The organism is Streptomyces sp. 549, assembly GCF_030124175.1.
Classification (GTDB): Bacteria; Actinomycetota; Actinomycetes; order Streptomycetales; family Streptomycetaceae; genus Streptomyces.
In genome coordinates this window covers 134,292-146,351 of the sequence record NZ_JASKMT010000013.1, presented here as the reverse complement: position 1 = coordinate 146,351, position 12,060 = coordinate 134,292, and the positions used below count along the sequence as shown (strand labels likewise).

10 protein-coding genes and 2 pseudogenes are annotated in these 12,060 nt (G+C 66.8%); 4 read left to right on the top strand and 8 right to left on the bottom strand.

What is annotated here, in order from left to right; genetic code table 11:
* The first annotated feature begins 56 nt into the window (after window positions 1–56).
* A complete protein-coding gene (locus QNO07_RS16775; RefSeq protein ID WP_283992855.1) occupies window positions 57–296 on the top strand; it encodes a DUF6193 family natural product biosynthesis protein in 240 nt (79 codons plus the stop codon).
* Window positions 297–318: 22 nt separating this feature from the next.
* On the opposite strand, the pseudogene QNO07_RS16770 reads toward QNO07_RS16775, so the two are convergent.
* Together QNO07_RS16770 and QNO07_RS16765 are read right to left on the bottom strand one after the other, a co-directional pair.
* Window positions 319–620 (bottom strand): annotated as a pseudogene (locus tag QNO07_RS16770) (hypothetical protein).
* 58 nt (window positions 621–678) lie between these two features.
* Complete coding sequence (locus QNO07_RS16765; RefSeq protein ID WP_079047037.1) at window positions 679–1,014, bottom strand: hypothetical protein; 336 nt, start codon at window positions 1,012–1,014, stop codon at window positions 679–681.
* A 200-nt stretch (window positions 1,015–1,214) separates the two neighbouring features.
* Here QNO07_RS16765 and QNO07_RS16760 point away from each other — a divergent pair, with 200 nt between their 5' ends.
* The 3 genes from QNO07_RS16760 to QNO07_RS16750 all read left to right on the top strand — a co-directional run bounded on the left by QNO07_RS16760 (window position 1,215) and on the right by QNO07_RS16750 (window position 3,577).
* Window positions 1,215–2,456 (top strand): hypothetical protein, encoded by a 1,242-nt coding sequence (locus QNO07_RS16760; RefSeq protein ID WP_283992842.1) that lies wholly within the window; start codon window positions 1,215–1,217, stop codon window positions 2,454–2,456.
* A 324-nt stretch (window positions 2,457–2,780) separates the two neighbouring features.
* Window positions 2,781–3,179, top strand: coding sequence for a hypothetical protein (locus QNO07_RS16755; protein ID WP_055592324.1), 399 nt, complete (start codon window positions 2,781–2,783; stop codon window positions 3,177–3,179).
* Window positions 3,176–3,577, top strand: a complete 402-nt coding sequence (locus QNO07_RS16750) for a hypothetical protein (protein ID WP_306674873.1) — start codon at window positions 3,176–3,178, stop codon at window positions 3,575–3,577. Before QNO07_RS16755 ends, QNO07_RS16750 begins: the two co-directional genes overlap by 4 nt.
* A gap of 12 nt (window positions 3,578–3,589) precedes the next feature.
* Here QNO07_RS16750 and QNO07_RS16745 read toward each other — a convergent pair whose 3' ends face one another.
* The 6 genes and pseudogenes from QNO07_RS16745 to dnaB form a co-directional block, all read right to left on the bottom strand.
* The gene (locus QNO07_RS16745; RefSeq protein ID WP_283992852.1) at window positions 3,590–5,590 is read right to left on the bottom strand and encodes a LysR family transcriptional regulator; all 2,001 of its coding nucleotides are present in this window, start codon (window positions 5,588–5,590) and stop codon (window positions 3,590–3,592) included.
* A gap of 261 nt (window positions 5,591–5,851) precedes the next feature.
* Window positions 5,852–6,244: pseudogene (locus tag QNO07_RS16740) on the bottom strand (TniQ family protein); the annotation flags it as partial.
* Window positions 6,241–7,359, bottom strand: a complete 1,119-nt coding sequence (locus QNO07_RS16735) for an AAA family ATPase (RefSeq protein WP_283992841.1) — start codon at window positions 7,357–7,359, stop codon at window positions 6,241–6,243. The gene QNO07_RS16735 and the pseudogene QNO07_RS16740, both read right to left, overlap by 4 nt.
* Window positions 7,356–9,482, bottom strand: coding sequence for a TnsB C-terminal domain-containing protein (locus tag QNO07_RS16730; protein ID WP_283992840.1), 2,127 nt, complete (start codon window positions 9,480–9,482; stop codon window positions 7,356–7,358). The genes QNO07_RS16735 and QNO07_RS16730 overlap by 4 nt, the downstream gene beginning before the upstream one ends.
* Window positions 9,479–10,123, bottom strand: a complete 645-nt coding sequence (locus tag QNO07_RS16725) for a TnsA-like heteromeric transposase endonuclease subunit (RefSeq protein ID WP_283992839.1) — start codon at window positions 10,121–10,123, stop codon at window positions 9,479–9,481. Before QNO07_RS16725 ends, QNO07_RS16730 begins: the two co-directional genes overlap by 4 nt.
* Before the next feature lie 269 nt (window positions 10,124–10,392).
* The gene (dnaB, locus tag QNO07_RS16720; RefSeq protein WP_283992838.1) at window positions 10,393–11,859 is read right to left on the bottom strand and encodes a replicative DNA helicase; all 1,467 of its coding nucleotides are present in this window, start codon (window positions 11,857–11,859) and stop codon (window positions 10,393–10,395) included.
* Window positions 11,860–12,060 lie beyond the last annotated feature (201 nt).

Below are 12,060 nucleotides of genomic sequence, written 5' to 3'. Positions count from 1 at the left end.
GCAACGGGTAGGGAGCTTCGTACGTCACGGCCCTACAGCCACCCGATCGGGGCACGATCGGAAGAGCTCACTGGTCGCTTCATTTCACAACCTGCACTGGGTTCCCGTACTCATGGGACGTGCCGTTCATCGATCCGCTGAGCGACGGACGATATCGAGTCTGCGGCCCTTCACGAGGAAGAGTGATCGGTGAGGCGGACACCGCTGAGCACGCGATCGCTTTGGTGGTGGGCGGGCTTCCGGCGAACTGCGGACCAGCAGTCGCCGGCACTGTCAACGATCAACAGTCTTTGTAGTTCCTCCTCCGCCCGTCCGATCTCATGACGGCCGGGCTGCGATCTGCCGACGGGCGGAGTTCCAGACCTCCTCGAACCCGTCGGAGGTCAGCTGCTCCGGATCGTGGCCTTCCCACTCGGAGACGGGCTGTTCGGCTGTGATCCCGAACCTGTTGTCGTACTCGTCGAGGCGGCCTGCGTCGCGGGCCCGCTGCCACTCGGCGAGGGAGGCAGCTGCGATCGGGTCAGCTCAGGCCCTGCGAGTTCGACCTGCTGGATCACCCAGCCTTCGGCGTCGACCTCGAAGTAGAACCAGGTGTCTTCCTCGTCCCAGTAGCAGCGCATCCAGGTGGTCACCAGGCCATGATGACGGGCCAGGTGCACCGCGCTGCTCCGCTTCGCCTCATGACTGGGCGATGAATCCTGCGGATCGATCGAGCTGGAAAGGAGAACCGACCCGGGTGGGATCCCAGCCCTGATCCCGTGCCGCTCGAATGCCGGCAGCAACGTGTGCTGGGCGAATGGGCTCCGTCTCGACGCCCACCCAGTTGCTGGGATGGGCCTGGCCGCTGGTGACGATCAAGGTCGTGCCCGGCCGGCTGCCGCCGGCCGCTTCGACCGCGTAGGTCATCGGTGTCCAGCAGAGTCCCTGCATGTAGGAGGGCTTCCTGCGGATCCGCCAGCGGTACTCGATTCCGTCAACGGTTATGCGCCGGGAACCCTTCTTGTTCAGCGCCATCTTCGCCTCCTCCGCTGTTGGACTGTGCTGTGTCGCCGCGGGCGCGAAAAGCAGGTTGCACGCGAACGTACCGGACGTCATCGCCGACAAGTACCTTCGGGACTACGGATGGGTTGATCAGCCCATAAGTTGGTGTCAGTGCCGAGCGACCCGGCGCATCGCACCCACCCCGGGTGCACTCACCGCGATCGGAGAGCACCGTGAAGAACAGCCCGTTGTGGCGAGTGGTTGACAACGAGAGTGGTAGCCAGTCCATCGTTAGCACGCCCTCCGAGGCGGTCGCGTTCGTCAACAGCCGGTTCGACACCGATGACGACGACGAGCCGTTCAGCATCACCGAGGTCGGTCCTCTCCTTCCGAAGCCGCTCGGGGTCATCACCGCATGGGCCGCCGAGAAGGACGGCGAGCGAACCGACGGGCGTACTGCCCCGATCACCATCAGGCCGGTTGTGACGGACAACGCCAGCGAGTGCGATGACGTCGTGCTCTGGGGCGACGTGTACGTCTCCTGGGACCACGACATGTACACCGTCGAGGGGCCGGACGGCTCCGAGTACAGCGAGGCTTACAGCGCAACCGAGTTGAGTGCGATCCTTGACGAGTACGCCGACGACTATGAGTACGCGCCTGAAGGGCCCGACAGCCACAGGTGGCCGAAACCGGAAGAGTTGATCACCTACGGCGCCCAGGAGTGTGCCAAGCGGTTCGGGCACCTCGACGACGACGCCCTGCTGTGGCTCGCTGCCACCCGCATCACGCTCGCCGTGTGGCGCAACACACCCGTCGAGAACTGGCATGCCGGGAAGAGTCCGCTGCACGACGGCACGATGATGCGGATCAACACGGCAACCACCCGACTCGTGCGCTCGATGCTGTCGTTCGACCATGTCGACTGGATCGGTCTCGGTCTCGCGATCGTCAACCCGTCCCGGGTCCTACCGACAGGGCAGTCCGTACTCGAGCTCGGGCTGGCCTGCCACAACCCTGACGACCCGGCGCACGAGGTTGATCCGCGAGAAGAACTCGCGGAGATGGCGCAGGTCGCGATCTCATGGGGGCGAAGGTACTGCCTTCACGAGAAGGAGTTCGGCCTGCGAACCCTGATCGAATCCTTCTGTGCGTCCGACAACGGCTGGTTCGGAGCACCGAGTTGGGGGTGCATCGTCGATCGGTTCCTTACGGCTGTCGACGACCGGGAGAATGCGCACTGGGGCATATACCAGGACAAGCCTTGGTTCAACGAGTGGTTCACCAACCGGCCGGCCGACATTGCGGATACCACGGAATTTCGTCGGCTGCTCCTTGCCGGGCCCGACCTGCTTTCCGAGGAGGCCGCCGAATGGTGCGTGGATGGTGCCATCGGCTACGTCTGCCAGGACGACCACGCGAACGACTGCTGGCGGTGCGGTATCCCGCTGGCAACGGAATCCCCCAACGAGTGAATGTGTGCACCAGCATAGAAAAGCAGCAATCCACTGACCGCACTCTCTCCCGCCTACTCGGCGGCCTCCCCTGCTTGGGGAGCCAGTCGCGGCTCCACTGACTGGAGATGTGCGGGTGCTTCTGACGGATCTGTGGCAGCAACGCTGGCCCGGCTGCCCGCTGGTCGGCACAAGCTCCGTGAGCCCTACAGGAGTGTCTGGGTCCGCTTCCACAGTCCGTCGGGTCTTTGACATCAGTATCACGGGCCTGCTGGTTTCTTGATAACCACGGCTTCCACGACACGGAGGTCGAGCAGGTCGCCGGACCTCCGGGATCATGACGCCATGCAACTCCGATACTTCAATCAGACCGGATGGACCGCCATCTTCAATGGCACTGAGACCGAGATCGGTCGCATGGTGCGCGTGGAGGGATGGGATCCCGCAACCGGGACAGCCTTGGTGGTCGACCCGCAACGAGGGGCACTGCGCCAGGTCACGGACTACGTGGACTTCTCCCACTTGGAGCGGGCCGATCAGGTGGTCGCCGCGATACCCGGTGGGGGATGGCGGGCACACTGGACGGATGAAGGGCCGGGTGGATCACCTCTCACGGAGCAGGTGCTGGCCTGGTTGATCACTTCGCAGGGCCGGGCGACTGCCATCACAGTCGATGCTCAGGGGCATGTGGAGGACGCCGACAGCGCCGACGCCTTCATACCGCCGGGTGAGGAACTTCAGTGACGGCGTCGATGCCGCAACAGGCGGGCCCGGCGTCCGAGGGTCGGGCTTCTGATGCCGACTGGGAGGCTCCCTACTACCGGGTTCGGGCCGCCGGCTTCCAGGTGCTCTTCCTCGTGGAACCGGACGAGGCGATCGAAGAGGTCTGCAACGTCGATGCCGAGGTTCATCTTGCCGACGGGTCGCGCTGGAGTTCCACGATCTTCACTCTCGCCGAGGTGGATCGGCTCATGCGGAGCTGGGAGGCGAGCGGAGAGGCGGTCTCCGGGCAGTGCTTCTTCTGCGCGGACGGGCTGATCGTGCGGAATCCCGGCATCGGCAGCATGGTGCGCGTGATTGCCGCGCTCGTGGCCTCCGGCGAGTTGGACGGGGTATTCCGACGCATTGCCGACCCGGAATGATCATGCCGCGTCTCAGGGCATCGTGTTGTCCTGCATCTTTCGAATGGCCTTGAGCACCTTCTTCCCCAGGGGAGTGAGCGTCATGGGCCTACCTCGTTCCGCCCGGACCAGGAGTGGTCCACCGAGTTCTCGTTCGATCCGGTTGATCTGTGCGACGAGGGTGAACGTGTTGAGGCCGAGGCCGCTCGCTGCGGCACCGAGGCTGGGGTAGGGAGATGCAGCCGCGAATCGGCTCAACCGTTCGCTGGCCCCCTGGCCGCCGAGTGCCGGCCGAAGGATGCTTGGTGCTCGGCTGGCCTGGTCGATTGCCCGAAGTACCTGGCTGTGACTGGACCCTCCGCGTGGTCGCAGCGGAACGTTGTGGGTCTTGGCCCAGCGGGCCATGTTCGCGGTGCTCATGCCAGCTTCTCGGGCGAGGTCCGGCAGGGTCCGGCGGCGGTGGACGTACTGCTCGATGAGCCAGGCCCGTTCGACAGTGCCGCGGCGCTTGTAGTCCTTGGGGCCCTCGCGGAGCGGGATGCCGTACTCCTTGGCAAGGTCGGTCAGCACTCTGCGGGAGAAGCCGGTGAGGGTGGCGATCTGCTGGAGGGACCGGTGTTCGTCGAGGTAGAGCCGGGTGAAGCGCTCTGCCGGAATGGCTTGCCGGGCCTGCTGCCGGATGCGGCCGGTGGCCCTGGCGGTGCTCTTCGTCAGCGGGGGTGCGGGGGCTGGATGCTCGTCGAGGGCATGTCGGATGGCCTCGACGGTCGTGCCCAGGACCTGGGCGGCGTGCTGAACGGGGTGCTGGCGTTCGCGGACAAGCTGGTGCAGGCGGGGTAGGTCGACGTGTGCCGGGTCGGGGCCGGGAAGGGAGAGCCCTGCCAGCAGGGTGGCGGGCGGCTGCCAGGTCATGGGCTCGTCGTGGATGTGGTGTGAGGCCAGGAAGGTGAGGGCTTCCTGCTGGAGGGCATGCACGAGTTCAGGGGTCTGAAGCGCGGTGAACCGCAGGGACGTCGCCCGGAACTCTGCACTGTCGGGCCCGCCCAGGTCGTCGGGGGCAGACTCGGCGGGCAGGCCGCTGAGACGTTGGAAGAGCTGGCTGCGTGCGATGCGTTCGCGCCGTCCGGTTCCCGGTGGTGTTCCGGTGCGGCGGCAGATCTCCAGCCAGCGGTCATGAGGAAGCAGGCCGGTGTAGTTGAGGAGTCGGCGCCGACCGTAGTCGATGGGGGTGCTGTTGGCACCGAGGTAGCCCGCGAGCCGGTCCAGAGCAGTGGCGATGTCCGGCCATTGCGGAAGGTCGTCGACTTCCTGGAGGAGGCGTGACACCTCAGTGCCGTCGATGACGTCACCGATCAGCCCGGCTGCCTGGTCCAGGGATGTGCGGCTGTCGGGAATCAGCAACAGGGCGGCGAGAACGGGAGCCAGAGCCCGCGCATGGATTCCTTCAGGTGGTGCGAGGCGGATCGTCCAGGGCGGCCAGAACATCGTGGGGATCTTCCTGGCTCGCTGCTCGATGTCCCGAGTGGTCCGGGTCGGCCGGCGGGGGGTCTCGGTCATGATGCGGTAGCGGACGTATTCGCTGGGGCGGAGGGAAGGGGCGAGGGCCGCCAGGTGCACGGACTGCAGCACCGGGCTGATGCCCCTGCCCCAGCTGTCGATGCTGGTCGCCGAGATCTGCGTGAGTTCCTCGCGTACTGCTTCCAGCAGGCTCCGCAGGGCCTCGCCGGCCGGGTGGATTCCTGGTTGCTCCAGGATGCTCAGGGCCATGGTGACCGCGACGGCCGTGTCCGCGGCTCGGGGCGGGGCCATGAACCCCGGACGTTCCATGGCCTGTCCGGTGTGCGGGGAGACCGCATCGGTGCTGAGGTGAGCTTCTGCGATGTCAGCCGGGATCTGTTCTCGTAGGACAGCTGCGGGCAGGTCGCTCAGGACGCGTATGCCCAGGGCCCGGATGTCGGCCAGCACCGCCGGGGCCGGCTGGGGAGAGGTTCGGTAGGGGCCGAAAGCTGCCGTTGCCCCGTCGATGATCTCCATCACTCGGTCCTGCGCCGTGAGAACCGGATGACCAGGAGGCAGGAGGAGCGTCGAAGCGCGGGTCAGATCGGTGCCGCAGCCCGCCGAGAACGGGCGGGTGGGGCGGGTCGGTGGATTGCCGCAGAGTTCAGGCCGGGGGACGGACCGGCCGGAACGGGGCCGCTGCCGCGGCACCCTCCCGCAGTGCGGGCAGCAGTCCGCCAGCAGCCTGCGGTGCCGGGTGCAGGCGAAGGAGAAACCGAGCCTCCAGGACAATTGCCATCGCCCACCAGTGGCATGAAGGCACTCCGGACAGAACCGGGATCCCCCTCCGCGGCCCCAAAGGACGTGCCGTGACACGGCCCGGCCCCCGGCACTCAGGTGGAGGGCCCGTCCGTCGTAATGAGCCAGGGTCAGGGCAGCGACTGTCTCCGGGGACGTCCCGGTGGCGTGGGCGACAGCGGCGGCCAACCGCTCGTCGAGGACGATCGTCCAGTCTGCCGGGATGCCCCTGAACTGGTTTCCGGCCCGGTGCCGGACCGGGAAGCCGAAGTGCAGCAGAACATCACCGAGCGCGGTGTCCATCCGTCTTGCTATCGCCTCCAGCCATGAGTCCAGGGCCTCGCCGGGCAGTGGAGGCAGCCGGATCGGCAGGGTGCGGGCCGGCGTTCTCATGCGGGTCGCCGGCTCCGGGGCCGCGGGCGGCTGGTCAGCCGTTTCTTCTCCAGCGCGGCCTGCAGTTCGAGGCGGGCGGCCTCGGATGCCTCGTCGTTCTTCACCCGGTCCATGAGCTCCTGGTCAAGACGTTCGGCGCCGGTGCGGACCGCCCGCTGGCAGCTGCGATTGATCAGCGTCATCAGCGAGCCGATGTGTCCGGTGCTGCGGGCGAAGAGGTAGTCCGACAGGTCGTCCGCGAGCATGCCGGGATGCTTGTCGGTGAGCACGACTCGCTGTTCGAGGGCCAGCAGCATCTGCCGCCACTCCCGGCGCCCGGCCTCCATATCGATGGTGAACGGACGAAGCCCGAGGCGGGTGGTGCGGCGGCCGGTCTGGGCCAGAGCGGTGTCGCGCCCGTTCGTTCCTTCGCCGAACAGGCCCTTCTTCGCGAGCTCGACCCCCACCATCAGCAACGTCACCGGGAACTCGTTGGCGATCCACTTCAGGTGGTTGCTCACCTCGATGCCGCTCTTCTGTCCCCATTTCAAAAAGTGCAGATCGTCCAGAACCACCAGGCGGACATCACAGGACAGCACGCAGTCCAGCACCCGCCGTCCGAACTGGGCGGTGGTCCCCCGCATCTGTCCGGCGTGGCCGAAGAACTCCAGCATGGCCCGGTTGAGATCCTTCATTCCGGTGTTCCCGGTCAGCCCGACCCGGCAGACCGGGATCCGCTCGTGCCCTTGGCTCGTGAACGCGCCCGACTCCTCGATCTCCCGCTGGTGGAAGTCGCGGGCGAAGGCCAGCACCGAGGTCGTCTTGCCCAGACCCGGGAACGCGTCGACGGCCACCGCCCCCTTGGCCTTGTCGCCGTCCTGCTCGTTGCTGTCGACGATGTCCCATAGGTCTTCATGGAGCTCTGTCAGTTGCGGCGTCTTGACCGGGCCGATGTTCGCGTGCCACTGCCGGCGCTGACGGTCGTAGTCCGCCCGCGCCTGTGTGGGCAGGGACTTCAGCTGCTTGCGGGTCAGCAGGTCGGGCCGGCTGCGGCGAGGGCTCTCTGCGAACGCCTTGAAGTCCTCCTTCCGCGACAAGGCAAGACTGCCTGGCTGCGGAACGCTGCCGTCGTTCACACGTCCTCCAGGGCATCGGCGTAGAAGTCGTCCTCCCCGGCGAGGTCCTCCAGATCGGCCTCGTCGTCATCCCCGGTCTCCGTCACCACGTCGGGCTCCCGCAGTTCCGCGGTCTGCTCGTCCTGGCCGAGGGCCTTGCGTACGGACGGAAGCGAGACGACCGTCTCCGCCTCACTCTCCGGAAGCTCGATGGCGGCCTGCTCGCGCGAGAGCCGCAGGGCCATGCGCCGCTCGGCGATCGTGGTGCCCAGCCCGAGATTCCACCGCTCCAACAAATCAGCGACGGCAAGCCGGTCGTCAGGAAAGCGATACTTCGAGGCCGCCAGCTGCCGGGCGAACATCAACGCGTCCTCGCTCAGCGGCATCTCGGCCGATGGCGCGTGCTCCCAGACCAGCGTGCGCCAGGCCCGAGTAGCCGGATCGCGGAAGTAGATCCGGGTGATGTCGTCGGGGTCCACCTGGAAAGGCCAGCCGTTCTTGACCGGACTGTCGTAGGGGCTAAGGACTCCCGGCTCGGGCAGGCCGGGGCCGCTGTAACGGCGGCGGCCGATCTCGACCCCGTAGTGCTGGACCGTGCGCCACTTCGTCTGCAGGAACTCGTAAGCCAGGTCCCGGTCGCGGGGCGCTTCGATGTAACCCGCCCGCGCCATGCCGTGCTCGAACATCTTCGCTGGGGACATCCGCAGACCCGGCAGACCGGGATCGACCAGACTGGAATGCGGCCGGCAGTGATAGACCGCCGCGGTCCACTCCCGGATGATCGCCTCAAGCTCGTCGAGGAAGAAGAACGCGTCGTCCTCCGGGCTCTCACCCCGCGAGTGGATGTCGGGGCCCTTATAGCCGGGCAGCACCTGCAGCAGCCCCTCCCGCAAAGTCCGGAAGTAGCGCTCGACCGGCCCCTTATCGCGGCCCGTCCGCAGCCGGGCCGGCTGGATGGAGATGCCCATCCGTCGGCAGACACTGGTCAGGTGCTCCGAGACATAGACCTTGCCGTGGTCGACGACCAGCGTCTCGGGAACCAAAGGCGGCGAGGCCAGCCCCGGCCCGGTGGCGCCTTCGACATCGACCAGGACGGTGCGGGGGATGCCATGCTCGGGCCAGACCGCGTGCCGCGGCCAGTCCCGCCCCGCCAGCCGCGGCCGAAACGACTGGAACAGCACCGCACTGACATCCACCGCCTTCGTCGAGACCGGAGTCAGCCGGATCCCCGTGATGCAGCGGGAGTACCAGTCCATCCCGACACTCAACTCGGCCTGAACCCACTTCAGCGTCAACGGGTCGAACGCAAAGACGTCCAAGCGGGTGGAGTCCATCAGCAGATACTCACCCGGACGCGTCGGCCGCAGCTTCCCGTACGGACCCTCCGGCCGACCGGCGATATCCCGGTTCCGCTTCGTACTCAGCCGGAACAGCGGATGGCGTCGCTCCAGCTCCTCCAGAAGGCGAAAGGCCGTCGCCCGGCTCGGCTGCCGCACCACCCCCTCACCGAACCGCGCTATTACCCGAGCCCGGGTCCGCTCGATCACCATCGTCCGCGACGGCCGCGACTGGTCGGTGTGCTCGACCATCACCTCTACCGCGGTCTCCACCCACCGATCATCAACTCCTGAGTGGGGTCTTTCTGTTGTCTTCTTCGGCGCGAGCCCGGCCTCTCCGCCACGACGAAAGTCAGAGACCCATTGCTTCACGGCACGAGGTGATACCCCCAGCTCAGCCGCCTTTGCCGTGTATCGAGCCTCCCACGGTTGCTCCGGGCGATAGGCCGGTCGGGGCTCACCATCGCGTGCCAGTTCCGGAGCTCCAGACCGGTATCCCGTCAGAACCTCCCGGACGTGCTCAGCGCGTTCAAGGACTTTCGCCCGTGCAGAGCTGTCGAGCTGCCCAAGTACGACCGAAGCGATCTCCTCTTCGTCGTCGGCTGACGGTCCCGGGCCGTCTGGACTTACAGCGGCACGGTCCGAGAACAGAAGTTCTTTGAGCGACAGGCGCAGCAATCGCCCCCGGCCATCCTTCAGGACCACTTCGTTGCCTGCCGTGGTCGCAGCCATCTCCACCACCTCGACGGATTCCCCGTCGTAGCGGAAGCGCGTACCGACCCCGACCCGAGCCCCTGCTCTACTCATGCCACCCACCTCAGAACGTGTGAAGGGCCCAGCGGCCGATTGAGGTCGGTAACGAGAGACTGCATCCAGAGCAAATGATGGATGGCAGAGCGGACTTGGGACTCCGGACGATTCGAAAGACAGCGCGCGGCCTGCCTCAGAGAGACACCATCGAGCTCAGCTCCCCGAAGGTCTTCCAGGATCTCTGGGCTGAACAGCCAGTCCCGTCGGTAGCCCGCCAGGAACCGGATGTTCTCCAGCTCCACGGCCGGAGGCTCGCTCCAGACCTCGTACTTCCATCCCCGCAACTCCACCGCCTGCCGGGTCCAATCGAAGGTGATCGCCACCTCTGGTTTGGACAACCGATGCAGCGGCTTGACGTCGACGACCACCGGTGCCTGCTCGGTGAGGAGGAGATAGTCCGGTATGTGCCGACGGACCTTCCCCTCCAACACCGTCTTCAGCAAGAAGGGCTGGGCCACGATGCCGCGTACGGCCGGATCGAAGTCGGCGAAGAGCAACCGCGACAGCTCCAGTCGCGACTCGTAGATCACGTGATCCCGCATCGTCGCCGACCAGTAAGTGCCGGAGTAGTGCTTCTGGCCCTTGTGCCAGCGGAACGTCCGCCACGGACAAGCCGACTGCAGGAGATCGGCAGGCACCGTACGCCAGTCTTGGTCCTCTACGAGAGCACCACGTTGATGACGGATACTCACCGTCGCAGCGACGTCCACCGCACCCCCAGCCCACGAGTGACTGCCCGTGTAGCCAAGGTGTCAGCGTTCGCTCCCCGCATGGAGAGGTCGCCCCTTACGCCACCCAGAAGAGTGAACGATCCGAGCTGCGAGTCTCATGATGGCTGCATAAATGCCATCCATATGCAGCGGGCGCTGAGATTATGAAGCTGGATTTGAGACCCTACACAGCCCGCTCAGGTCTGGGCCATGTCGACGAAGCGGGAGTAGTGGCCCTGGAAGGCTACGGTGATGGTCGCGGTGGGGCCGTTGCGGTGCTTGGCGACCATCAGGTCGGCCTCGCCGGCGCGCGGGGACTCCTTCTCGTAGGCGTCCTCGCGGTGCAGCAGGATCACCATGTCCGCGTCCTGCTCGATGGATCCGGACTCTCGCAGGTCCGACACCATCGGCTTCTTGTCGGTGCGCTGCTCGGGGCCACGGTTCAGCTGGGACAGCGCGATCACCGGGACTTCGAGTTCCTTCGCGAGCAGCTTGAGGTTCCGGGACATGTCCGAGACCTCCTGCTGGCGGGACTCCGGGCGCCGGGAGCCGCCGGACTGCATCAGCTGGAGGTAGTCGATCACCACGAGCTTGAGGTCGGCGCGCTGCTTCAGCCGGCGGCACTTCGCCCGGATCTCCATCATGGAGAGGTTCGGGGAGTCGTCGATGTACAGCGGGGCCTCGGTGACCTGCGGCATCTGGCGGGCGAGCCGGTTCCAGTCCTCGTCCGTCATGCTTCCGGAGCGCATGTGGTGCAGGGCGACGCGCGCCTCGGCGGAGAGCAGGCGCATGGCGATCTCGTTGCGGCCCATCTCCAGGGAGAAGATGACGCTGGGCATCTTGTGGCGGATCGAGCAGGCCCGCGCGAAGTCCAGCGCCAGGGTGGACTTTCCCATTGCGGGCCGGGCCGCGATGACGATCATCTGGCCGGGGTGCAGGCCGTTCGTAAGCGAGTCCAGGTCGGTGAAGCCGGTGGGCACGCCGGACATCTGGCCGCTGCGGGAGCCGATGGCCTCGATCTCGTCGAGTGCGCCCTCCATGATGTCGCCGAGCGGCAGGTAGTCCTCGGAGGTGCGCTGCTCGGTGACGGCGTAGATCTCCGCCTGTGCCGAGTTGACGATCTCGTCGACGTCACCGTCCGCCGCGTAGCCCATCTGGGTGATGCGGGTGCCGGCCTCTACGAGGCGCCGCAGCACGGCGCGCTCGTGCACGATCTCGGCGTAGTACTCGGCGTTGGCGGCGGTGGGGACGGTCTGGACCAGCGAGTGCAGGTAGCCGTTGCCGCCGACCTTGCTGATCTCGCCGCGCCTGGTCAGCTCGGCGGACACGGTGATCGGGTCGGCGGGCTCGCCCTTGGCGTAGAGGTCGAGGATCGCCTGGTAGATGGTCTCGTGGGCCGGCCGGTAGAAGTCCTGGCCCTGGAGCACCTCCACCACGTCGGCGATGGCGTCCTTGGACAGCAGCATGCCGCCCAGCACCGACTGCTCGGCGTCGAGGTCCTGCGGCGGCACCCGCTCGAAGGCGTTGCCGGCGAAGCCGTCGCTGCCGCGCTCGTGCTGCTCGCCGCCGTGGTCGCCGCGGCGCTGCCGGGACACGGGGAGCCGGCCGCCGGGGTCGGCGACCTCCGCGGCCCAGGGGTCCTCCAGATGCTCGGGCTGAGTCACCCCCGCCGCCTCCTCACGTACCGTGTCGCAGTGCCCTCTTTCTTACGGCACGGCTCTGACAAATCACGCGCCCTCCCCGGTTACGGCGCGTCGAGTCCGCAGCGAAGGGCGGGAAAACGGGGGGTGGGCGCCGGACCACGGTATGGCCCCCGGCGGCATCAGCCAATCTGGTTATCCACAGGTCCCTGTGGGTGACTGGCC